Annotated in this window: 18 protein-coding genes; 8 read left to right on the top strand and 10 right to left on the bottom strand. The window is 69.7% G+C overall.

The window, feature by feature from the left end; translation table 11 throughout:
- Nucleotides 1-46: 46 nt before the first annotated feature.
- From ACTMTU_RS05925 to ACTMTU_RS05915, 3 genes are all read right to left on the bottom strand, one after another.
- Nucleotides 47-949, bottom strand: a complete 903-nt coding sequence (locus ACTMTU_RS05925) for a carbohydrate ABC transporter permease (RefSeq protein WP_441262384.1) — start codon at nt 947-949, stop codon at nt 47-49.
- Nucleotides 946-1923 (bottom strand): carbohydrate ABC transporter permease, encoded by a 978-nt coding sequence (locus ACTMTU_RS05920; RefSeq protein ID WP_441262383.1) that lies wholly within the window; start codon nt 1921-1923, stop codon nt 946-948. Before ACTMTU_RS05920 ends, ACTMTU_RS05925 begins: the two co-directional genes overlap by 4 nt.
- Before the next feature lie 85 nt (nt 1924-2008).
- Entirely contained in the window at nt 2009-3328 is a 1320-nt protein-coding gene (locus tag ACTMTU_RS05915; protein ID WP_441262382.1) for an ABC transporter substrate-binding protein, read from the bottom strand.
- Between the two features lie 266 nt (nt 3329-3594).
- On the opposite strand from ACTMTU_RS05915, the gene ACTMTU_RS05910 reads away from it, so the two are divergent.
- On the top strand, nt 3595-5994 hold the full coding sequence (locus tag ACTMTU_RS05910; RefSeq protein ID WP_441262381.1) for a glycoside hydrolase family 2 protein: 2400 nt from the start codon (nt 3595-3597) through the stop codon (nt 5992-5994).
- Complete coding sequence (locus ACTMTU_RS05905) at nt 5991-7022, top strand: LacI family DNA-binding transcriptional regulator (RefSeq protein WP_441262380.1); 1032 nt, start codon at nt 5991-5993, stop codon at nt 7020-7022. Before ACTMTU_RS05910 ends, ACTMTU_RS05905 begins: the two co-directional genes overlap by 4 nt.
- Nucleotides 7023-7103: 81 nt before the next feature.
- Here ACTMTU_RS05905 and ACTMTU_RS05900 read toward each other — a convergent pair whose 3' ends face one another.
- Nucleotides 7104-8432: a cellulase family glycosylhydrolase gene (locus ACTMTU_RS05900; protein WP_441262379.1), complete on the bottom strand. Its 1329-nt coding sequence runs from the start codon at nt 8430-8432 to the stop codon at nt 7104-7106.
- A 434-nt stretch (nt 8433-8866) separates the two neighbouring features.
- Nucleotides 8867-9832, bottom strand: a complete 966-nt coding sequence (locus ACTMTU_RS05895; RefSeq protein WP_441262378.1) for an ROK family protein — start codon at nt 9830-9832, stop codon at nt 8867-8869.
- Nucleotides 9833-10480: 648 nt separating this feature from the next.
- Here ACTMTU_RS05895 and ACTMTU_RS05890 point away from each other — a divergent pair.
- Nucleotides 10481-11038 carry a DUF3291 domain-containing protein gene (locus ACTMTU_RS05890; protein WP_441262377.1) on the top strand — a complete coding sequence of 186 codons (558 nt, stop codon included), beginning with the start codon at nt 10481-10483 and terminating at the stop codon, nt 11036-11038.
- 110 nt (nt 11039-11148) lie between these two features.
- Here ACTMTU_RS05890 and ACTMTU_RS05885 read toward each other — a convergent pair whose 3' ends face one another.
- The gene (locus tag ACTMTU_RS05885; protein ID WP_441262376.1) at nt 11149-12195 is read right to left on the bottom strand and encodes a hypothetical protein; all 1047 of its coding nucleotides are present in this window, start codon (nt 12193-12195) and stop codon (nt 11149-11151) included.
- A gap of 130 nt (nt 12196-12325) precedes the next feature.
- Here ACTMTU_RS05885 and ACTMTU_RS05880 point away from each other — a divergent pair, with 130 nt between their 5' ends.
- Nucleotides 12326-12982 (top strand): TetR/AcrR family transcriptional regulator, encoded by a 657-nt coding sequence (locus ACTMTU_RS05880; protein ID WP_441262375.1) that lies wholly within the window; start codon nt 12326-12328, stop codon nt 12980-12982.
- 217 nt (nt 12983-13199) lie between these two features.
- Here ACTMTU_RS05880 and ACTMTU_RS05875 read toward each other — a convergent pair whose 3' ends face one another.
- Nucleotides 13200-13610 carry a VOC family protein gene (locus ACTMTU_RS05875; protein ID WP_441262374.1) on the bottom strand — a complete coding sequence of 137 codons (411 nt, stop codon included), beginning with the start codon at nt 13608-13610 and terminating at the stop codon, nt 13200-13202.
- 119 nt (nt 13611-13729) lie between these two features.
- Entirely contained in the window at nt 13730-14128 is a 399-nt protein-coding gene (locus ACTMTU_RS05870) for a winged helix-turn-helix transcriptional regulator (protein ID WP_441262373.1), read from the bottom strand.
- Between the two features lie 142 nt (nt 14129-14270).
- Between ACTMTU_RS05870 and ACTMTU_RS05865 the strand changes: the two genes are divergently transcribed.
- The 4 genes from ACTMTU_RS05865 (at nt 14271) to ACTMTU_RS05850 (ending at nt 20809) form a co-directional block, all read left to right on the top strand.
- Nucleotides 14271-15116, top strand: coding sequence for an NAD(P)H-binding protein (locus tag ACTMTU_RS05865; protein WP_441262372.1), 846 nt, complete (start codon nt 14271-14273; stop codon nt 15114-15116).
- 210 nt (nt 15117-15326) lie between these two features.
- Entirely contained in the window at nt 15327-16262 is a 936-nt protein-coding gene (gene hemC / locus ACTMTU_RS05860) for a hydroxymethylbilane synthase (RefSeq protein ID WP_441262371.1), read from the top strand.
- An 837-nt stretch (nt 16263-17099) separates the two neighbouring features.
- Nucleotides 17100-18614 (top strand): hopanoid C-3 methylase HpnR, encoded by a 1515-nt coding sequence (gene hpnR / locus ACTMTU_RS05855; protein WP_441262370.1) that lies wholly within the window; start codon nt 17100-17102, stop codon nt 18612-18614.
- Nucleotides 18615-18700: 86 nt separating this feature from the next.
- Nucleotides 18701-20809: a SpoIIE family protein phosphatase gene (locus ACTMTU_RS05850; RefSeq protein ID WP_441262369.1), complete on the top strand. Its 2109-nt coding sequence runs from the start codon at nt 18701-18703 to the stop codon at nt 20807-20809.
- Here ACTMTU_RS05850 and ACTMTU_RS05845 read toward each other — a convergent pair.
- Entirely contained in the window at nt 20781-21812 is a 1032-nt protein-coding gene (locus ACTMTU_RS05845) for an NAD(P)/FAD-dependent oxidoreductase (protein ID WP_441262368.1), read from the bottom strand. The two genes, ACTMTU_RS05850 and ACTMTU_RS05845, sit on opposite strands and share 29 nt — an antisense overlap.
- Entirely contained in the window at nt 21809-22324 is a 516-nt protein-coding gene (locus ACTMTU_RS05840; protein ID WP_441262367.1) for an isoprenylcysteine carboxyl methyltransferase family protein, read from the bottom strand. Before ACTMTU_RS05840 ends, ACTMTU_RS05845 begins: the two co-directional genes overlap by 4 nt.
- Nucleotides 22325-22329: the final 5 nt, after the last annotated feature.

The raw sequence follows: 22329 nt of genomic DNA, 5'->3' as shown, positions 1-22329 counted from the left end.
TGCCGCGGCGCGGGTGCGCCGCGGCTCTGCGCGAACGGTGGTGCCGCTACTTGGTCGCGCCCTGGGCGAAACCGTTGTAGATGTACCGCTGGAGGAACAGGAAGATGGCCAGCGTCGGCAGGATCACCAGGATCGCGCCGGCCGAGATGTTCTCCCAGTGGGCACCGAAGGGCCCCTTGAAGCGGAACAGGGCGGTGGAGATCGTGCCCAGTTCCTGGGACGGCATGTAGAGGAAGGGGATGTAGAAGTCGTTGTAGACGGTGATCCCCTTGATGATCACCACGGTGGCGATCGCCGGTTTGAGCAGCGGCAGGATGACCTTGCGGTAGACGGTGAAGGAGTTCGCGCCGTCCAGCCGGGCGGCTTCGTCGAGGGAGACGGGGATGCCCCGGACGAATTGCAGGAAGATGTAGATCGAGACGATGTCCGTGCCCATGTAGAGCAGGATCGGGGCCCACCGGCTGTCGAACAGGCCGAAGCTGTTGACCACTTGGAAGGTGGCGACCTGCGTGGTGACGCCCGGCACCAGCGTGGCGATCAGGAACAGCGCCATCACGAGTTTCTTCGCCCGGAAGTGGAAACGGTCGATGGCGTACGCGGTCATGGAGCCGATGATGACCGTGCCGGTGATCGAGAAGAGCAGGATGAACGCGGTGTTGCCGAACGCGGTCAGCATCTTCCCGTCGGAGAACGCGGTCGCGTAGTTGCCGAAGTTGAGCCAGTCCCCCGGCAGGGAGAGCGCACCGCCGTCGGCCACCTCGCCGGACGTCTTGAGAGAGGTCAGGAAGACGACGACGAGGGGCAGCAGGACCACCAGCGAGGCGGCGACCAGCGACAGGTACACCAGGGCGGGGCCGATCCGGCCGGCTCGCGGGGTGCGGCGGGCCGTGTCCGTCCGCCGGGGCAGGGGCTCCCGCGGCGGCAGGTTCGTCTGCGGGGCCGTGGTCATACGAGGTCCACCTTGTCGTCGGGTACGAGACGGCGCTGTATCCAGGTGATCAGCAGGATGATCAGGAGCAGCACGACGGCGGCCACGGAGGCCAGCCCCGTCTTGTTGAACTGGAAGGCGAGCTTGACCGTCTGGATGACGAAGGTCGAGGTGCCGGTCGCGCCGCCGGTCATGATGTAGGGGATCTCGAAGACCGAGAGGGATCCGGAGACCGCCAGGATGATGCTCAGGCTCAGCACGGGCTTGATGCTCGGGGCGATGATGTGCCGGAACTGCTGCCCTCTGCTCGCGCCGTCCAGTTGGGCGGCCTCGTAGAGCTCCCCGGGGATGGACTGGATCGCCCCGAGGAACAGGACGAAGTTCAGGCCGGTGAAACGCCAGACGGATACGCCGGCCAGTGAGGTGTTGGCGGAGGTCGGGTCGCCGAGCCAGGCATGGTCGGTGCCGGCGCCGAACCAGGAGAGGACCGAGTCCAGGGTGCCGCCGTCCTGGAAGAAGTAGAGGAAGACGAAGCCGATGGCCACGCCGTTGATCAGGTAGGGGAAGAAGAGGATCCCCTTGAACAGGTTGCGGAAGCGGATGTCGAAGCTGAGGACCGTCGCGAAGTACAGCGCGACGACGATCTGCACGACGGATGCGGCGAGGTAGTAGAAGCTGACGAAGAACACCCGGAAAAGCTCGGGCCGGGTGAAGATCTGGATGTAGTTGTCGGCCCCGGTGAAGTTGGGGTCGGGGCTGATGCCGTCCCAGTCGGTGAAGCTGTAATAGATCATGTTCCCTACGGGGACATAGGTGAACGTGATCAGCAGAACCAGGGGCACGGCCAGGAACATCCACGGGGTGATCCGGCGGAGCGTCCGCCCCCGTCCCCGACGGTTCGGCGTGCCGTGAGGGTCGCTCGCCGTCCTGGTCCTGTGCGAGGAGGTGGCGGCGCGCGGCGGTCGCGCGGCCGCCGTCTTGGTCGTCTCGGTCATGTCGGGCCTTTCGTCGTCCGCTGATGCGCGGCAGGCGATGGGCCCCGGCCGGTGTGGTGCTGCCGGGGCCCGCCTCCGCCGTCTGTCAGGAGCCGGCGGTCTTCGCTGCCTCGTCCCACCTCTTGTCGAGGTCGGCGAAGAAGTCCTGGAGGCTGCCGCTCTGGGCGCCGCGGGCGATGTCGATCAGCTTCTGCCGGTAGTCGGGTGTGTTGAGACCGATCTCGGCGGCGTTGTCTATGGCGTTGACCTGCCCGGTCCTGGTCTCGGAGCGCTCCACGAACGTGACATCGTTGTCAACGTAGTCTTTGAGTGTGTCCGGCATGGGGGCCGACTTCATGGTGGGAACAGCGCCCTCCTTCGCGGAGTAGCCGGACTTCTCCGTGAACCAGTCGATCCAGGCCCGGGCCGCTCCCTTGTGCTCCGAGTGGATGTTGACGGCCTGCTGGTAGTCGGAGACGACCGTGGCGCAGAATGCGCCGTCCTTCTGCGCGGGGAACGGCATGAAACCGATGTCGCCCGGCTTCGCGCCCGCCTTCTCGGCCGCGTCCCTCATCTGCGTGATCGACCAGGAGCCCAGCATCATCGTGCCGATCTCCCCCTTGGCCACCATGCCCTTGGAGGCTTCCCAGTTGGTGGTGTTGGGGTCCTTCTCGGACAGTCCGCCCTTGACGATGTCGTGCAGGAGCGTGTCGCTCACGTTGAGCTCGCCGCCCTGCTTCCAGGGAGAGACGGGGCCCGCCAGCTTGTTGCCGGCGTCGCTGTCGCAGGTGACGGAGCCGAGGTTGCCGCCCCACTGGACCAGGGGCCAGCCGTCCTTGAAGTTGGTGTAGTACGGCACGGCGCCGGTCCTGGACTTGATCGCCCGGAGCCCGGCGAGGAACTCCTGGGGAGTGGTCGGCCACTTGGTGACGCCGGCCTTCTTCCAGACCGACTTGTTGTAGACGAAGCCGTTGGCCGTGCCGAACTGGGCGATGCCGTAGACCTTGCCGCCGACGTCGGTCTTGTCGCTGAAGCGGTACTTGGCCGTCAGTTCGCCGGCGGGACCGAGGGGGGCGAAGAACTTCGGGTAGTCGTTCTTGGACACGGCGGCCGGGATCATGAGGACGTCACCGTAGTCGTCGGTGTTCATCCGGATCTTGACCTCTCCCTCGTAGTCGGTGAGGCCCTCGAACTTCACCTTGACCTTGGGGTAGATCTTCTTGAACTCCGCCGCGTACGCGTCCATCGCGCCGTTCTGGACGAGATCGGTGCGGTGGGTGAGGACGGTGATCGTGCCGGCCACCTCGTTCGGGTCGGCGGGAACCGTCGCCGTCTCGGCGGAGGGTGTTCCTCCGCCACTGCACCCCGCGACGGTCAAGGTCGCGACGGCCAGAAGCACGCCCGCGAGCGTCTTCTTCTTCCCCATGTGCCCAACTCCTTCAGGATTGCGGCTCAGGTCCGGGTGGGATGTCGGCACTATGGCAGGCATGAGGTGAACCGGTAAAGCTCTGATTTCCACCACGATGCCTAATCGTTACCGGCGAACCGTCTTCAAGCCCCTCAGCGTGGGTTGGAGGGGGCAACCGACGAAAGAACCGAAGCTTGACCGGTTTATGGACAGGGCCTGATCACCGGGTTAGGTTGTGCGACGTCGTACATCCACGGCCTGAGTCAGGCGATTGGAGCCGCACCATGAAGGACGTCACCCAGCTCACCGAGGGGTGGAGCGTGCGCCACGAAGAGGCGCTGCTCCCGGCTCGGGTCCCCGGCTGCGTCCACACCGATCTGCTGGCCGCCGACGTCATCCCCGACCCCTTCATCGGACTCAACGAGACCGAAGTCGCCTGGGTCGGCCGGCGCGGGTGGACCTACCTCACCGACCTGACGCACGACAGTGCCCACGAGCGGACCGACCTGGTCTTCGACGGCCTCGACACCGCCGCGCTGATCACCCTCGCCGGCCAGGAACTGGGCCGTACCCGCAACATGCACCGCTCCTACCGCTTCGACGTCACCGGCCGCACCGGCCCCCTGGACGTCCACTTCGCCTCCGCCTACGACCAGGCGGAGGCGGTCCGTTCCCTGACCGGGTCCCGGCCGAACGTCTATCCGGAACCGTCGCAGTACATCCGCAAGATGGCGTGCAGCTTCGGCTGGGACTGGGGACCCACGCTGGTGACCGCCGGGATCTGGCGGCCGGTCCGGCTGGAACACTGGTCGACCGCACGCCTCGCGCAGGTCCGGCCGCTGGTTACCGTCGCCGACGGCACCGGCCGGGTGGAGGTACGGCTGGAGGCGGAGCGCACCCGCCGGGGTGAGGGGCGGCCGCTCACGGCCAGGGCCACGGTCGCCGGAGTACAGGCCGAAGTGACCTTCGAGGGCGAAGAGGCGGTGCTGGAGCTGGAAGTGGCGGACCCGCGGCTGTGGTGGCCGCGCGGCTACGGCGGGCAGCCGCTGTACGACCTCGAGGTCACACTGTCCGACGAGAACGGTCCTCTGGACGTCTGGCAGCGCCGGATCGGCTTCCGCCGGATCGAGCTCGACCGCTCTGCCGACGAGTACGGCACCGGCTTCACCCTCGTCGTCAACGGCATGCGGATCTTCGCACGCGGGGTCAACTGGATCCCCGACGACGTCTTCCCCTCCCGGATCACCCCCGATCGCTACCGCGCCCGGCTCGAGCAGGCCGCCGGCGCCAACGTCGACCTCGTGCGGATCTGGGGCGGCGGCATCTACGAGGACGACGCCTTCTACGACGCCTGCGACGAGCTCGGCCTGATGGTCTGGCAGGACTTCCTCTTCGCCTGCTCCGCCTACCCGGAGGAGCAGCCGCTGCGCGGGGAGGTGGAGGCGGAAGCCCGCGACAACGTTGTCCGGCTGATGCCGCACCCCAGCCTGGTGCTGTGGAACGGCAACAACGAGAACCTGTGGGGCTTCAGGGACTGGGGCTGGGAGAGCGAACTCGCGGGCGACTCCTGGGGCGAGGGCTACTACCTCGGCCTGCTGCCCCGTGTGGTCGCCGAGCTCGACCCCACCCGCCCCTACACGGCGGGAAGCCCCTGGTCCGGCTCCTGGGACCACCACCCCAATGACCCGGCCCACGGCACCTTCCACTCGTGGGAGGTATGGAACCGCCAGGACTACGCCGAGTACCGCGCGAGCGTCCCGCGTTTCGTCGCCGAGTTCGGCTGGCAGGCACCGCCCGCGATCGCGACCCTGCGGCGCGCACTCCCCGGCGAGCGGCCGGCACCCGACTCCCCCGGCATGCTGCACCACCAGAAGGCCGAGGACGGCAACGGCAAACTGAACCGCGGTGTCGCCCGCCACTTCCCGCTCCCCGACGACGACTTCGACCGCTGGCACTACCTCACCCAGGTCGTCCAGGCCCGTGCCGTCGCCGCCGGGATCGAGCACTGGCGCTCCCACTGGCCCGTCTGCGCGGGCACGGTGGTCTGGCAGCTCAACGACTGCTGGCCGGTCAGCTCGTGGTCGGCGGTCGACGGCGACGGCAGGCTCAAGCCCCTTCACCACGAGCTGCGCCGCGTGTACGCGGACCGGCTCCTCACCCTCCAGCCGGGCGACGAAGGCCTGACGCTCGCCGTCGTCAACCAGTCCGCCGCCGTGTGGCGGACGTCGGTGGCCCTGCGCCTGTTGGAGGCGGACGGCACCACGGTGCACGAGGGCGTCGTCGACGTCACCGCCGGACCGCGCTCGGTCGTGCGGATGCCCGTTCCGCCGGCGCTCGCACCCGCGGAGCGGTCCGCGAAGGAGTTCCTCGTCGCCGACGCCGACGGCCTGCGCGCTCTCCACTTCCCCGTTCGCGACAAGGATTTCGCCTATCCCCGGCCCCGGTACGACATCGCTGTGGAACCGGTCCCGGGCGAGAGCGATAGAGTCGACATCGTGGTGAGCGCACACACTCTGGTCAGAGACCTCCTCCTCCAGGCCGACCGGCTCGGCCCCCGAGCCGCCGCCGACCAGGGGCTCACGACGCTCCTGCCCGGCGAGCGGACCCGTATCAAGGTCAGCGGCTGCGGCTCCGTGGACGTCGAGGACGTGCGGGCCGCCCTGTTCAGCGTGGACGTGATGTGACGGGAACGACTCGCGTCACGATCAAGGACGTCGCCGCCCGTGCCGGTGTCTCCAAGGGGGCGGTCTCGCTCGCCTTCAACCACAAGCCGGGCGTCTCGCAGGCCACCCGCGAGCGGATCTTCGCCGCCGCACGCGAACTGGGCTGGGCGCCGAACCTGACCGCACGCAGCCTCTCCAGCCAGCGGGTCGACATCGTGGGGCTGGCCCTGTGCCGGCCCGCCCGGCTGCTCGGCCTCGAACCCTTCTACATGGAATTCATCTCCGGCATCGAGAGCGTCCTGGCGGACCGCTCCTGTTCGCTGCTGCTGCGCCTGGTACGGGACCTCGACGAGGAGATCGACCTCCACAAGACATGGTGGCGCAGCCGGACGATCGCCGGAGCGATCCTGGTCGACTTCCACGACGACGACCCGAGGGTGCCGGCACTGCAGGCCGTCGGCCTGCCGGCGGTCGCCGTCGGGCATCCGTCCCTGACCGGCGCCTTCCCGGCCGTATGGACGGACGACGCGACCGCGGCCGCCGAGGCGGTCCGCTATCTGGCCGCGCTGGGCCACCGCCGCATCGCACGCGTCGGCGGCCCGGCCGGACTGGGGCACAGCTCCATCCGGGCCGCCGCCTTCGAAACCACGATGCGCCAGCTGGGACTGGAGCAGGGCCGGCAGATCTCCACCGGGTTCGACGGCAAGGAGGGCGCCCGCGCCACCCGGTCCCTGCTCCTTTCCGCGGACCGGCCCACCGCCATCGTGTACGACAACGACATCATGGCCGTCGCCGGTGCGGGCGTCGCGGCCGAGATGGGGTTCGTCATCCCGGACGACGTGTCACTGCTGGCGTGGGACGACTCCCAGCTGTGCCGGATAACCCATCCGACGCTGTCGGCCATGAGCCACGACGTGCACCACTTCGGCGCGGAGGTCGCTCGCACGCTGTTCGCGGTGCTCGACGGGACGCACAGCGGGGCCCTTCAGGTGCCCACTCCTTCGCTCACCCCCCGCGGATCGACGGCGCCCGCACCGCAGCGCACCTGACACGGCGGACATGCTCCAGGGCCCCGACCTTCCCGGTCGGGGCCCTGGAGCGTTCCGGTGCCCGGCAGGACGAGTGTCCCGTCAGCCCTTGGCGCAGGGCGTGCCGTTGAGGGTGAAGGCGGCGGGGATCCCGTTGGCGCCGCTGGAGGAGCCGTTGAGGCCGAAGCTCACGCTGCCGCCGGCGGGGACGGTCTCGGTCCAGGGCTCATGGGTGGCACGGACCTGTGCCCCCTGCTGGACGACCTTGGCGTTCCAGGCCGAGTTGACCCTCTGGTCACCTGGGAAGGCGAAGTCGAGCTGCCAGCCCTTGACGGCGGTGGTGCCGGTGTTGCGGATCGTCACATCGGCGTTGAAGGAGCTGCCCCAGTCGCTCAGCCGGTACGTGACCTGGCAGCCGCCGGCCGCCGGGCCGCCGGTGAAGACGCCGGCCTCGCGTGCGGTCTGCTTGATCCCGTCGGCGCCGTTGAAGATGCGCTGACCCCAGGGGCTGAGCTGGGAGGCGTTGAAGCCGGTGGCCATGTCGAGGTATTCGACGCCGCCGCCGTTGCCGCTCCACGACCAGCCCATGTAGCCGACGTCGAGCTGCTCGGCCGTCGCCATGATGGCGTCCTCGTCGGGGTTGCCGTCCGAGTGGGCGTCGCCGAATTCGCCGACGAGGATGGGAAGTCCGTTGGACACGAACCGGTTGAGGTAGTCCCTGACCTCGGTCGCGGTGTCGAAGACGCCGTACATGTGGATCGAGAACATGGTGTTCCGGTCGGGGTCGGCGGCGAAGACGCCGGCGGCGTTGTCCCGCATGGTGAACGACCAGTCCTGGCCCCAGTTCGGCGCGTCCACCATGAGGGTGTGGTCGAATCCGGCGGCGCGCAGCCGCTTGATCGCGTCGGTCGTGCCGGATGTCCAGGCGCTGTATCCGGAGTTCCCGTAGGGCTCGTTGCCGATGTTGAGGATGACGTACTTCTCCTGGCCCTTGACCGCGGCCTGGACGTCGATCCAGTAGTCGACCGCGCGGGAGAGGGGGACCGCGGCACCGGCCTCGCCGTACCCGGTCGTGTCGTGCGCCTCGAGGACGCAGACGAGCCGGTTCGCCTTGCACTGCGCGACAACGTTCGCGACGTCGGCTGCGTCGTTCCTGGTCCACTGGTCGCCCGTACTCAGTACGACCCGTACGGAGTTGGCACCCAGCGCCTTGATGTCCTTGAGCGCCTGGGTCGTACGGCTCGGATACCAGGTGTGGGCGTGGTTGACGCCCCGCAGGACGAAGTCGTTGCCGCCGGCGTCCAGCAGCCGGCCTTCGCTGATGTGGAACCCGGACGCCGCCTCCGCCGAGTGGGCCGGGGCGGGGGCGGCGAACAGGGTGGCGGCCATGGCCAGCAGCGCTCCCGCCGCGGTGGCCAGTTTCCTTCTCATGGTCTGCTCCCAACGTGGTTGCACGCGTGCGTCGGGCGCGGTGGCCCGGGCGCGCGGAAGTGTCATGTCGTTCGGACGCTCTTGTCCCCCTGCCGCAATGCATCCGGAGTCCGGATTCGGAACTCTGAACGTCCGGAATTCGGCAGGTATCGCAAGGGATACGCCGCAGGGCGGGGACAGGGTCCCCGCCGACCGGGTATTGACTGCGGCTCCCACCGGTCGGCGGGAAGAAGAGGTCACCCGGACGGACTGCCGCCTTTTGCCGGTCAAAGCAGCGTCGAGCGGTGGCAGTTCGTCTTTCGTACGGGCGACTGGAAGAGAGGTTAGGCGCCGAAAGACATGGACACAACACTTGAAGCCAAACCGGTTAAGTTTAGTAGTTGTTCATCTCGGCCGACTCCGTGGACACCGTTTGCGCCACTGCCCCGCCCCCCTTACGGGCGGGGCGCCGCCACCTGCACGGCCGGATGGCCGGCAGCGGCCGACGCGACAGCCGCGGCCCCGATGAGCCCGGCGTCGAGGGCGAGCCGGGCCGGCACGATCGGCACGTCACGGGTGAAGTCGAGCACGGCGTAGTCCGCCATGCGGCGGCGCAGGGGCGTGAAGAGGGTGTCACCGGCCTGTGCCACGCCGCCTCCGATCACCACCAGGTCCAGTTCGACGAGAGCGGTCGTCGCCGCGATCGCCGCAGCCAGCGCCTGCGCGGCGCGCTCGTACGCCGCTTGCGCACGGACGTCCCCTCCCCTGGCCGCGGCCGCGACCGCCGCGGCGTCCGGCGTCGCACCGGGCGGGGCGGTCCAGCCGGCGGCCCGGGCGTGGGCCGCGATGGCGGTGCCGCTGGCCAGCCCCTCGACACAGCCGGGGGCGCCGCAGGCGCAGAGGGGCCCGTCCAGGTCCACGGTGATGTGGCCTATGTGGCCGGCGTTCCCCGAACGCCCGGGGTGGAGGCGGCCGTTCAGTACGAGTCCGCCGCCGACACCGGTCGACACCACCATGCACAGGGCGTTGTCCACCCCGCGGGCCGCGCCGAGCCAGTGTTCGGCCGCTGTCATCGCCACGGCGTCACCCACCAGTACGGGACGGAGACCGAGCGGCGTCCGCGGATGCGCGCGCACCCGCTCGACCAGCGGAAACCGGCGCCAGGCGGGGATGTTGACCGGGCTCACCGTGCCGGCCGCCGTGTCGAGGGGACCGGCGCTCGCGATTCCGAGACAGGACAGCGCGTCCCATGCGCGGTGCGAGGCCAGCTCGTCGAGTACCGCCGTCACGGCACCCATCAGCTCTTCGGCCGGCCGCCGGGCGGGGGTGGCCCGCTCGGCCCGCACGAGCAGCCCGCCCTCCTCGTCCACGAGCGCGCCGGCGATCTTCGTGCCCCCGATGTCCAGTGCTCCGTACACCATCACGTTCGCCCTTTCCCTGGAGGGAGCGGATTCATCACTCCGGGGCGTTACTGTGCACTGGATTGACAACGTTGTCCAGTAAACGGTTTAGTAGAGCAATTGTTTAGTCAAGGACGGAAGTTGCTTTTCGATCCCGGCTCCGCCCGGCCGTCTGGTTCCTGTCCGGCGAATCAGGCGATTGCCAGGGTTCCCGGAGCATTGTGCTGCGCGAGGGGCGGGGGCTTGCGGACGCGGAGCGGGCCCGGCCGGCGGGGTATCCGCCGAAGCCCGACGGCCGGGGCGGCATCATCGGTCCGACGAGGGGGCTGCGCCGGGGCTGTCGGTCAGGGGTGCGGACGGGCATGGCGGGCGAACCGATCGGCCGGAGTGGATCTCCTGGTACCCCGCAACCTGCCCCGCCCGTCACCGCCCCAGCACCCGCAATGACCGGCGCAAGAGGCCACTTGGACAGGGAAAACGCAACTTCGACATGGCCCGCAGAGACAGCTACCTTCACCTGGTCTTCGGCGATCGCCCACGGTCGCACAGGACTTCCTTCAGGCTGAGCCGCCCGCGACGGAATGAGTTGATCGCGCCCCACGGATCCTCGCCCCGTGCGTAAGCCACCGAACCGGGTCCACACCAGGCACCCCGACCAGGGAGAGACGCATGCCCCATCTTGTGCTGTACACATTCGGCGTCCTGAAGTCACCTCTCGCCGATCCCGGACCTCTCACGCGCGAGCTCTATGACAGTGGTGAGGCCGTCTACCGGAAGATCAGCCAGCACCCCGGGTACCTCGCGCGTGCTGAAGCGGCAGACGGTGACCGCGGCATGCTCTTCGAGGCGGACTGGGGTGCATGGGGAGAGTTCGCCGTACCGACTTGGTACGGCAAGGGCCACACGGTGGAAACCACCGCCCTGGCCGCGATCCTCTCACTCTGGACCGACCTGCGCCCCGCCTTCGACGCCGTCTACACCGGGCTGCACCGTGAGGCGTTGAACAGGCGTTACGACTGGTTCGAGAGGACAGGGCACCCAAGTTACGTGATCTGGTGGATCTCCGACGGCGCGATACCCACCTGGCAGGACGGGGTTTCCAGGCTGGAACACCTCCACGACCACGGCTCCGCGCCGCACGCCTTCACCTTCCACCACTCGTTCGGCCCGGAGGGAACTCCGACCAGGATCGAAGGCATCGGGCCGAAGAGCGACCACGTTCGCTGACGGGCGTTGACCGTCACCGCGCCTCGGCCCCTGGTGCAGCTCCCCACCATGCCGGGGACACGCTCAATGCCCACACGTCGCCCGCCTGATGAGCCTCCTGATCATCGAGATCATGGGCGCCGGCCCCATACGGGTCGGGGTCGCTGATGACGAAGATGCGAGCATCGGACCCGGGCAAGCGATAGCGGTGGACGTCCCCCGTGAGGTCGTCGGGCTCGACGGTACGCCCCAGAGACAGGATCGCGGTTTGCAGTTCCGTGAACCGGGCGCGGGGCGCGAACTCCCCGTACCGCCGTGTCAGAGAGGTCGGCACGGAGAGGCCGTGGATCAGCCGGTGGACCTGCACACTGATCCCGAAACAGGCCAGAGCCCCTTCGACATCCGAGAAAGTGGCCGGCCTCGTCACGCTCGTACACGCCGTTGAGCCGTACCGGGGCCCTGGTCCCAGGGTCGTACTCGACCACTTCCAGCACCCGCCCACCGCGGTCCCCAGCGCCGCGGTAGGCCGCGGTGCCGAATCCGGTGATGGCGAGCGGCTTCGGGTCACGGGCCAGGGTGCGCACCGCGTCCCGGAATCGGTCGGCGACCTCGGCGGAGCGGATCAGCTCGAACGTCACGATGTCGAAGGGAGTCCAGTCGACCTGCTCGAACTGGATGGATGCGTAGGTGAGTTTGCCCTGGAAGCGCTCGCGGACCGCGGCCGCGGCGTCGCGGAGGAATGCGTTGATGCGCACGCCGAGCTCGCGCATCGCTTCCGCCCGCCGCTCGGGTCGGCTCATCAGTTGCTCGACCCGCTCCTCGGGGCTCTCTCCGGGCAGGAACCCGCGGTTCATCACGCTCAGCTCGACCCCGGCGACGAACACGACGCCGGCCCCCTGCTGCCGGAGCCGTTCCGCTCGCTCGGCGCAGTCGCGGAAGAGGGTGAGGATCTGCTCCGGACCCAGTTCCAGCGGATAGGGCGAGAACCAGACCTCCAGGCCGAGTTCGGCGGCGGCGGTGGCAGCCAGTTCCAGTCGGTCCGGGTCGCCGCCGATGATCTGGATCGCGTTGCAGTGCAGGTCGTCGCGGATGATGGCGAGCTCGCGCCGGACCACCTCGGGGTGGAAGTGCTCGCGCGACATCTGGCCGTGCACGACGAATCCGGTGTCGTAGGTCATTCCTCTGGCGCGCATGGTGACGTCCCTGTCTGTCGGTCTCGGTCCTGTCGGTCTCGGTCGGTCGAGACTGACAAGAAAAGTGCGCGCACGCAAGATTGCGTGCGCGCGACTTTTATGGAACGCTGACGCCGTGACGACACCACCACCAGGGCTGCGGGAGCGGAAGAAGCAGGCCACGCGCGAGGCGCTGCGCGAGGCGGCCCTGCGCCTGGCCGTGGAGCGCGGACCCGACCAAGTGCGGGTCGAGGACATCGCCGAGGCGGCCGGGGTCTCGCCGCGCACCTACAACAACTACTTCGCCAGCCGCGAGCAGGCGATCGTCTCCGCTGTCACCGCTGACCGGGAGGCGCGGATCGCGGCGGCGGTCGCGGCCCGGCCCGCGGAAGTGCGCCTGGCTGACGCCGTCACCGAAGCGGTGATCGAGCAGTACGCGAACACCGGCGAGCGCGAACATCAGGCGCTGCTGCTGATCATCACCCGGACCGCGCTGCGCGACGCGTTCCTCGATTCCACCGCCGGCATCGAGCCCCCTCTCACGGCGGTGATCGCCGAACGCCTGGTCGACGCCGGCGCGCACACGGCCCGCGTTCTCGCGGCGAGCGTGGCCGCGGCGGTGCGCATCGCGCTGGAAGGCTGGCTCCGGCCGGCCGGGAACGCAGGGGTCGCGGGGAGTCTCGGCGCCGGAGGGCTGGTCGTGCCCTCCGGCTCACTGCCCGACCAACTCCGCACGGCGCTGGCCCCGCTCGCGCCCGCGTTCGACGCCGCCGAGCGACGCATCCGGCCGTGAAGTCGGCCTTGCCGGAGCATCCGCTCGACAGGCATCAGATCCATGCCGACGCATCCGGCCGTCATCGTCTCGTCGGCCGATTCCACGTAGACGACACCGTGTCAGGTCCGCAGTCCACGACGGGGATAGCGGCCGGGGGCCGCTGCTCAGCCCTGAAGCCCAGCACCACCGGCCCCTACAGGTCGCCGCCTCGCCGAGCGGTACGCGCGGTGGTCCGTCAGCGGACCGGCTGGCCGAGTCCCAGCATGTTGCCTTCGCTGTCACGGAACCAGCACCCGAGCTCGCCCGTCGCGCCCTTGCTCGGATAGTTCCCCTGGATCTCGGCGATGCCGTCCACGGTCTTCAGACCGGGCAGATCGACCTCTTCGAACACCACGCCGCGCCGCTTGAGCTCGTCCATGGCGGCCCGGAGGTCGTCGACCTCCAACGCCATCTGCGTGAAGGTCCCGGGCGAAGCTCCCGCGGACCGGAACAGGGCGAAGTCCGCGCCCCCGCAGCGATAGAGGAGCCCGCCCGGGCGCTCGTCGACGGGTTCGAGCCCGAGCTTCTCGGAGTAGAAGCGCCTCGCTCGCTCCAGGTCCTGTGCCGGCAGCCGAACGGCCACGCGCGCGCTGTCGAGGATCCCCATGTCGCCTCCATCCATCGGTCCGGACACACCGTGGTAACGGGTCGTCGGCGCGATGGGCAACGGGCAGCGGCGCACACGGCCCGGCCATCCGGCGGCGGGACGGCCGCCGACCAGGTGAATCAGCGGACCGGAACGGTGTCGTAGTCGTGCCGCGCCTGCTCGACCTTGTCCAGGTTGTCGGCGGCCCATTCGGCCAGGTGCGCGAAGAGCGGGGCGAGACTGCGGCCGAGTTCGCTGATCTCGTACTCGACCCGAGGGGGGACCTCGGGATGGTAGGTGCGTACGACGAGGCCGTCGCGTTCCAGTTGCCTCAGCCGCTGCGTCAGCACCTTCGGGGTGATCCTGGCGATCCGCCGTTCCAGTTCGACGAATCGCTGCCGCCCGTAGGTGTGCAGGCTCCACAGGATCGGTGTGGTCCACCGGCTGAACACGATGTCGACGACCGGCCCGATCGGGCAGGCCAGCTCCGGGTCGGACGCGGCGGGCGGCGTCCGGGTCGCTTCGCGTGCCATACACATCCCTATCGGTTAGCCACTTTCCTGTAGGTACCTACTATACCGCCGGTGTTAGCGTCCCCACATCGCCCGGACAAGAGGTCGGCGGCACTCCGACCCGTAGCCCGTGCATCGGTAACCACATTGGAAACACAGAGGAGTTGTCATGATCGTAGTGACGGGGGCGACCGGCAATGTCGGACGCTCGCTGGTACAGGTCCTCGCGGCCGGCGGTGAGCGGGTGACCGCGACGTCCCGGACCATCAAGGACGCGGACGTCCCGAAGGCCGTCCCGCACCGGGCGGCGGACCTGACCGACGCGGAGAGCCTGCGCCCCGTGTTCGACGGCGCCGACGCGTTGTTCCTGCAGAACGGCGGTGCGAGCGCGCATCTGCTGAACCCGTACGAGATCCTGGACGTCGCCAAGGCCGGAGGAGTCGGCCGGGTCGTCCTGCTGTCCTCCCAAGGAGTCGCGACCAGGCCGCAGTCGGCCTCGCACGGGGACACGGCGCGCACGATCGAGGACGCCGTACGCGAGTCCGGCATGACGTGGACGATCCTGCGGCCCGGTGGCTTCAACTCCAACGCCTACGCCTGGGCCGAGACGGTCCGCGCGCACCGGAGCGTCGCCGCACCCTTCGGTGACGTCGGCCTGCCCACCGTCGACCCGGACGACATCGCCGAGGTCGCCGCCGTGGCGCTGCGTGAGGACGGACACGGCGGACGCATCTACGAGTTGACGGGACCCGCGCCGAGCACGCCCCGGCAGCGGGCCGCGGCGATCGGCGAAGCGCTCGGTGAACCGGTCCGGTTCATGGAGCAGACCCGCGAAGAGGCCCGCGAGGAGATGCTGCGGTTCATGCCCGAACCGGTGGTGGAGACGACCCTGGCCATCCTCGGCGAACCGACCGGCGCGGAACAGCGCGTCAGCCCCGATGTCGAGCGTGTTCTCGGCCGTGCGCCGCGTACCTTCGCCGACTGGTCGCGGCGTTACGTCGCCGCGTTCCGATAGGGCTGCCGGGTCGGGGCCGTTGCTTCCGGCCGGCCCTTCCCAGGCGCGCGATCCGGCGGGCGCAACGGGCGAACCGGCGAGGGACGGCCGGGGTGCACCGGCGACGACGGCCCGCGTCCTGCCGGCGGCACAGCAACTCACCGTATCGGGACGGGGGCGCGTCGGTGTCCGGGACCGTAGCGCCCTGTCCCGCGGTCTATCGTGGACGCCATGTCCACCCCTGACCGGATCCGCATCGTCTCCCGCGACTCCCCCATGGCGCTCGCCCAGGTGGAGCGCGTCCGCGCCGAGTTGGCATCACTCCACCCCGGCATCACGACCGTGGTCGTCCCGGTCAAGACCACCGGCGACAAATGGATGGGCGACCTGTCCCTCGTCGAAGGGAAGGGCGCGTTCACCAAGGAGGTCGACGCCGCTCTGCTCGCGGGCGAGGCCGATCTCGCGGTGCACTGCGTCAAGGATGTGCCCGCGGACCGGCCGTTGCCGGCGGGAACGGTGTTCGCGGCGTTCCTGGAGCGCGACGACGTACGCGACGCGCTGATCCACCCGGGCGGCCTGACGCTCGACGAGCTGCCCGAAGGCACCCGCATCGGCACCTCTTCCGTGCGCCGCACCGCCCAACTGGCCGTCTCGCACCCGCACCTGGAGTGCGTGCCGATGAGGGGCAACGCCAACCGGCGCCTGGAGAAGCTGGCCGCGGGCGACGCGGACGCGCTGCTCCTGGCCGTGTCGGGACTGGAGCGCATCGGGCGGGCGGACGTGATCACTCAGACGCTGTCGACCGAGGTGATGTGCCCGCCGATCGGCGCGGGGGTCCTGGCCCTGCAGTGCCGGGAGGGCGACTCGGCGCTGATCGACACGGTGAGCGACCTGGGCCACCCCGGCACGCACCGGGAGGTAACGGCCGAGCGCATGTTCCTCCATGTGCTGCAAGGGCACTGCAACAGCCCCATCGCGGGCTACGCCCGGTGCGAGCGGAACGGTGAACTGTCCCTGCGGGCGAAGGTCTTCTCCCCCGACGGCAAGGTGATCCTCAACGCCCACGAGTGGGCCGGACGCCTCGACCCCGCCACCCTGGGCACCTCCGTCGCGGTCGCGCTGCTGCGCCAGGGCGCACGGGACCTGATCGACGGCATCCCCCACTGATCTCCCGCACAAGGACCTTCTGGGCGCCGGACGTTCGCCACCGGCTGAGCTGACACGCTGAGCTCAGCGGGTGAACTCACGGCGTACTCATCGCGGGTTCGCCCCATGGGCGCGGGGACGAAATTCCTCAGCCTGCCGCTCGCGGCAGCCCCGCCCTGGTCACGCGCGATGACGAGCCCGCCTACCGGCGGCGCCGCCACCCACGGGCCGCTGCTCGTGGTGGAACGCCCCTTCACCGTCCGTCGTCAGGTCGGCCTTCGTGGTGACGGCGCCCGCGATGAACGACACCTTGCGAGTGAGGATGCGGGGACCGCTTCTCCGTCCTGGCCCACGGGTCACGAACAGCCCGGGGCTACGGACCTGCTGTCAGGCCGGCGTCATCCTGCCGTCATCCGCCCGGGATACCACGACTTACGGCGGTCACGACGTACATGGCCCTGTCTGTGCACCATAAGCGTCCTGGCACCGATCGACACGGCCGCCTTTCGTCGGTCCCGTATCGGCCCCGGTGTGTGCCGTGCTGCACCTGCGCCGGATGACGGGTCGGACAGGGACGTGCAGGAGCTGACGGCCACCACCGCTCACACGGACGCCTGCCGCCGTACACGCAGCCGCCCCCGCTCCGGCCCGTGACGTGCCGCCATGCGAGTCGGAAACGAGACACGAAGGGCGCTCTCCTCCGTCAGGTCCCGCGACTCGGATGTGACGAGGTGTTTGCTTGCCGACATCTCATGCCACCGTCTCGCACTCCGCAGCGCGGCCACGAGGGTGACCGACAGGGCCCGGAGTGCTCGCACAAGGGTGTGGGTTTTCCTCTTCTACGAGTTGGAGGCCGGCATGCGGTTGCTGTTGATTCATCCGAGCGCGCTCATGTATTCGGAGATCTTCCTGCGTCTGGAGCCGCTGGGCCTCGAGCGTGTCGCGGGTGCGGCACGGGAATCGGGTCATGAGGTGCGGGTGATCGACCTGCAGACCGAGTCGCATACGGCGCTGACGCGCCTTATGGAATCCTTCCGGCCGGAGGCCATCGGCGTTTCTCTCAATTACCTGGCGAACATTCCCGAGGCGATCGAGATCGCCCAGGACGCCAAGCGCAGGCTGCCCGGCGTCTTTGTCTTCTTCGGCGGGCACAGCGTGTCCTTCGTCGCCGACGACGTCCTGGAGCAGGCCGACGGCGCCGTGGACGCGGTGGCTCGCGGCGAGGGTGAGACGGCGATCGGGCCGCTCCTCGACGCCGCCCGCGACGGCGGCCTGTCCTCCGTGCCCGGGGCGGTCACCCTGGAGGGCCGGGGCCCGGCGCCCGCGATGCTGCACAGCATCGACTCCCCTCGCCCCGCGCGCGATCTCCTGCGGCACCGCCGCCGCTACTTCATCGGCGAGCTCGACCCCTGCGCCTCCATCGAATTCACCCGCGGCTGCCCCTGGGACTGCTCTTTCTGCTCCGCCTGGACCTTCTACGGCCGCAGTTACCGAAAGGCTTCTCCGCAGGTCGCCGCGGAGGAAATGGCGAGCATCCGGGAGCGGAACGTCTTCATCGTCGACGACGTCGCCTTCATCCGTCCCGAACACGGCGACGGGATCGCCGCGGAGCTGGAACGCCGCCGTATCCGCAAGAGCTATTACCTCGAGACCCGTGCCGATGTTCTGCTGCGCAACAGGGAGATCTTCGAGCGCTGGTCACGTCTCGGCCTGAAATACATGTTCCTCGGTATGGAGGCGATCGACGCCGAAGGGCTCGACCTCTACCGGAAGCGCATCAGCCCTGATGAGAACTTCCACGCCCTCGAGACGGCGCGGAAGCTCGGTATCACCGTCGCCATCAACCTGATCGTCGATCCGGCCTGGGACCGGGAGCGGTTCCGGGTCGTCCGGGAATTCGCCCTTTCTGTTCCGGAGATCGTCCACCTCACCGTGATGACTCCGTATCCGGGGACGGAGATCTGGCACACCGAGGCACGGAAGCTGACGACCCGCGACTACCGGCTCTTCGACATCCAGCACGCGGTCGTGCCGACGACGCTGCCCCTGGAGGAGTTCTACCGCGAGCTGGTGCGCACGCAGTCGGTGATCAACCGTAAGCACCTCGGCCTGCGGACCGCGTTCGGCGCGGGGCGCATCCTGGCGGCCAACCTGGCCCGGGGCCAGACGAACTTCGCCCGGATGCTGTGGCGCTTCAACCGGGTCTACAACCCCGCGCGGCAGATGGCGGACCACGGCCGCCCGGTGCGCTTCGAACTGCCGCTGCCCCCGCACGTCGATGTGGCGGACCGCCGGCAGCTGTACATCCACGCGAAGCCGACACCGCAGGGCCGCAAGGACGCCGCGCAGAACCCCGACGCCGTGCCCGAGTAAGGCCGATCCGTGCCGGGCCGGGCCCGACCACGGAGTCTCGGATAGGGTGATTTGGTATTAAATGATCCATTTGTAGTGAGGTCTCATTGGACGCTCACCGGTCGGCGGGCCAGGTGCCGCCCGTAGGCGCTGTCGGATACGCGGGCGTGCTCCGCGAACTGCTTCCGATCGCGCTGTGGAGGGAAGACGCGGAGGGACGCGTCGTGGAGTGGTCCCTGGCCGCCCAGGACCTGCTCGGGCACCGGCCCGAGGACATTCTCGGCCGGCCCGCGTCCGCCTTGCTGGTGCCCGAGGGCAACGGCCCCCTGGCCGATCAGCTCACGCGCCGCGTCCACGCCGGGGAAACCGTGGTCGGGACCCTGTCCGTGCGCCATCGTGACGGCCACCGCGTGACCATGGAGATGTGGATCGTCCCGGCCGCCGACGCGCAGGGACAGCCGGGGGCCCTCCTCATCGCCGTGGAGACCTCGCAGGTGCTGCGTATGCGGGAATCGCTGGCGGCCCTGGAGAGTCTCTTCACCCAGTCGCCCATCGGCCTGGCCACCCTCGGCACCGATCTGCGTTTCCTGCGGGTCAACGACGCCCTGGCACGGATGAACGGTGTCTCCGCCGCCGAGCATCTGGGCAAACGGCTCTCGGAAGTGGTGCCCGGCGTCAACGCCGCCGGACTCGAATCGACGATGCGGGAAGTTCTGGACCGGGGCACCGCGGTCGTCGACGTCCGCCGTACGGGCCGGACCGCCGCCGACCCGGAGCGGGACCGGACCTGGTCCTGCTCGTACGCTCCGCTGGTCGACGGCTCGGGCCGGACGCTGGGGCTGATCGCCTCCCTCATCGACATCACCGAAGGCCAGCGGGCCGAGATCGAGGCCGAGCGCGCCCGGCGCCGCTTCGCCCTGCTCGCGGAGGCCGGTACTCGTATCGGCACCACCTTGGACCTGCGGCAGACCGCGGAGGAGGTGGTGCAGGTGCTGGTGCCCCAGCTCGCCGACTCGGCCGACGTGCAACTCCTCGAAGAGCTCATCGAACCGGACGAGTCCGCGGCATCCACGCACGGTGTGGTCCGCCGGATGGCCGCCACCTTCCCGGATCCGTCCGCCCCCACGGCGAAACTCGTGCCCGGCATGATGTCCCGGATTCCGCAAGGATCCCTGTACGAACGGGTCATCGCCGACGGGCGTCCGACCGATCTGTACCGCTCCGACGTGCCGGCGTTGATCACCGACCCCCGGGCCGACGACCTGCGCGCGTACCTCAAGACCCTCGGCTCGGCTCGGCTGATCCCGCTGGTCGCGCGGGGCAAGGTACTCGGGGCCGTCGTGGTGACGCGGCTCAGCAGTCACGAGCCCTTCGACGAGCAGGACTGCGTCCTCATCGACGAACTCGTCGCACGAGCGGCACTGAACATCGACAACGCGCTCATGTACACCCGCCAGCGCGCGGCGGCCCTCACTCTGCAGCGCAGCCTGACCAACAGCGAGCTCCCCACGGTCGGCGGCCTCGAGCTCACCGGCCGCTACCTGCCCGCCAGCGAACACGATGTCGGCGGCGACTGGTTCGACGTCATCACGCTGCCCGGGGGCAGAACCGGACTGGTCATCGGAGACGTCATGGGCCACGGCATCCACGCCGCGGCCGTCATGGGGCAGCTGCGCACCGCGGTGCGGACGCTCGCGCGGAGCGACATCCCGCCCGCGCAGGTACTCCGCTCGCTCGACGCCGTGGTGGCCGACATGGGACAGGACGAGATGGCGACCTGCGTCTACGCCGTCCACGATCCCGTCTCCGGCGGATGTCTGATCGCCAGGGCCGGCCACCCTCCGCCGGCCGTCGCGTCGCCCGGCGGAGCGATCACCTACCTGGACGGCCCTCCGGGCACTCCGCTGGGAACGGGAGGGCAGGACTTCCGGGCCGAGCGGATCCCGCTGCCTCCGGGCAGTCTGCTGGTCCTGTACACCGACGGCCTCATCGAGACCCGCGGCCGCGACCTCGATCAGGGCCTCGGCCGACTGGCCCATGCGCTGCGGGACCATGATCAGCAGCCGCTGGAGGAACTCTGTGACGGCGTCCTGCGGCAACTGCTGCCCGTACGCCCGCAGGACGACGTCGCCGTGCTGATGGCGCGGCCGCAGCACATGCGGGACGGCGGCGGGGGCGGGCATCCGGTCACGCGAGGGCGTTCACCGCGGCGGTGAACACGCCCGGGAGTCTTCTGGCCGTGGGAACGATCAGCCGGGCCAGCAGGGGCTGCTGCCGGGCCCGCACGAGCCCCTCGGTCAGGAACCTGTGTCGCCGGGTGGCCGCACGCCAGGCCGACTCGTAGGCGGCGGGCGTCCCGCGGCGCAGATGGTCGACCAGCACTTCGGCGCCCGTCAGGGCCAGCGAGAGACCTTCCCCGGTGATCGCGTCAATGTATCCGGCGGCGTCGCCCACCAGCAGCACGCGACCGTGGACGCGGGCGCCGGCCGACTGCCGCAGCGGCCCCGCGCCGCGGACGTCCGTCACGGCCGCCCCGGCGTGGAACCGGGCGGCGAGTTCGGGGAAGCCGGCGAGCTGCGCGCCGAACGACGAGCGCCGAGAGGTCAGCAGGGCGACGCCCACGAGCCGGGGGCCGAGCGGTGTCACATAGACCTCCCCGTGCGGGCCCCAGTGGACTTCGACGTACGGGGACCGCGACGGCACCGCGTAGTGCCGGCGCAATCCGTACCGAGGCGTGCCGCGGCAGGTGGTCACCAGTCCGAGCGACCGCCTCACCGGCGAGTGGAGGCCGTCCGCGGCGACCAGCCATCTGGCGCGCAGGCCGGTGCCGCACTCGGTCACACCCGTGGCGTCCTGGGACACGCCTTTGACCCGGAGGGGCAGTACGGGGACTCCCTCGTCGACGACCGCCTTGTGGAGGGCCACGTGGAGGCTGGTGCGGCGCACGCCGAGGCCGTGACCCTGCCGGAACGCGGCCTCTACCGCGCGCGTGCCCTGCACGTAACGGATGCCGGCGATCGGCTGGCCGGGGACCTTCAGGCCCAGCGCCTGCAGCGCCCGTACCGCGCCAGGCATGAGTCCCTCGCCGCACGCCTTGTCGATCGGCGCTGTGCGCGGCTCGGCCACGACGACGTCGAAGCCCGCCCGCGCGGCGTGCAACGCGGTGGCCAAGCCGGCGGGCCCGCCTCCGACGACCAGGAGGTCGTGAGCCGGGCTCATGCCGGCACGGCCTGGGCGAGGGCGGTGTTCTCGCAGCGGACGCGGACGCCCATCAGTACCGCGTTCGCCGCGGTGAGCAAGACGGCCGTCAGCCAGGCGGAGTGCACCAGTGGCAGGGCCGCGATCTCCGCGACGACGGCGACGTAGTTCGGGTGGCGGGCGAAACGGTAGGGGCCGGCCCGGACCAGGCGCGCTCCGGGAACGACGATGACACGGGTGTTCCAGTAGGGGCCGAGGGTCCTGATGCACCACCAGCGCAGTGCCTGGGCCAGCACGACGACGCCCAGCATGGACCAGCCGAGGGCGGGGACGAACGGCCGGTCGGCGATCGCCACCTCGATCAGGCAGCCCGCGAGCAGAGCCGTGTGAAGGGCCACCATGACGGGATAGTGTCCGCGGCCGTGCTCGACGCCGGCACGGGCCAGGGTCCAGGCGGCGTTGCGCCTGGCGACGACGAGTTCCACGACGCGTTCCGCCGCGACGGCGGATACGAGCACGGTGTACCAGAGCATCAGCG

The sequence above is a fragment of the Streptomyces sp. OZ13 genome (assembly GCF_052068155.1).
In the GTDB taxonomy this organism is placed as follows: Bacteria; Actinomycetota; Actinomycetes; order Streptomycetales; family Streptomycetaceae; genus Streptomyces.
This window is presented reverse-complemented; position numbering and strand designations above follow the sequence as displayed.

Coding starts and splice junctions, on each gene's coding strand:
- ACTMTU_RS05875 (WP_441262374.1), bottom strand. CDS start 13,610: ATGGGGATCCTCGACAGCGCGCGCGTGGCCGTTCGGCTGCCGGCACAG.
- hpnR (WP_441262370.1), top strand. CDS start 17,100: ATGCGGTTGCTGTTGATTCATCCGAGCGCGCTCATGTATTCGGAGATC.
- ACTMTU_RS05925 (WP_441262384.1), bottom strand. CDS start 949: ATGACCACGGCCCCGCAGACGAACCTGCCGCCGCGGGAGCCCCTGCCC.
- ACTMTU_RS05840 (WP_441262367.1), bottom strand. CDS start 22,324: ATGCTCTGGTACACCGTGCTCGTATCCGCCGTCGCGGCGGAACGCGTC.
- ACTMTU_RS05895 (WP_441262378.1), bottom strand. CDS start 9,832: ATGGTGTACGGAGCACTGGACATCGGGGGCACGAAGATCGCCGGCGCG.
- ACTMTU_RS05870 (WP_441262373.1), bottom strand. CDS start 14,128: ATGTGTATGGCACGCGAAGCGACCCGGACGCCGCCCGCCGCGTCCGAC.
- ACTMTU_RS05885 (WP_441262376.1), bottom strand. CDS start 12,195: ATGACCTACGACACCGGATTCGTCGTGCACGGCCAGATGTCGCGCGAG.
- ACTMTU_RS05845 (WP_441262368.1), bottom strand. CDS start 21,812: ATGAGCCCGGCTCACGACCTCCTGGTCGTCGGAGGCGGGCCCGCCGGC.
- ACTMTU_RS05900 (WP_441262379.1), bottom strand. CDS start 8,432: ATGAGAAGGAAACTGGCCACCGCGGCGGGAGCGCTGCTGGCCATGGCC.
- ACTMTU_RS05890 (WP_441262377.1), top strand. CDS start 10,481: ATGCCCCATCTTGTGCTGTACACATTCGGCGTCCTGAAGTCACCTCTC.
- ACTMTU_RS05920 (WP_441262383.1), bottom strand. CDS start 1,923: ATGACCGAGACGACCAAGACGGCGGCCGCGCGACCGCCGCGCGCCGCC.
- ACTMTU_RS05865 (WP_441262372.1), top strand. CDS start 14,271: ATGATCGTAGTGACGGGGGCGACCGGCAATGTCGGACGCTCGCTGGTA.
- ACTMTU_RS05915 (WP_441262382.1), bottom strand. CDS start 3,328: ATGGGGAAGAAGAAGACGCTCGCGGGCGTGCTTCTGGCCGTCGCGACC.
- ACTMTU_RS05910 (WP_441262381.1), top strand. CDS start 3,595: ATGAAGGACGTCACCCAGCTCACCGAGGGGTGGAGCGTGCGCCACGAA.
- hemC (WP_441262371.1), top strand. CDS start 15,327: ATGTCCACCCCTGACCGGATCCGCATCGTCTCCCGCGACTCCCCCATG.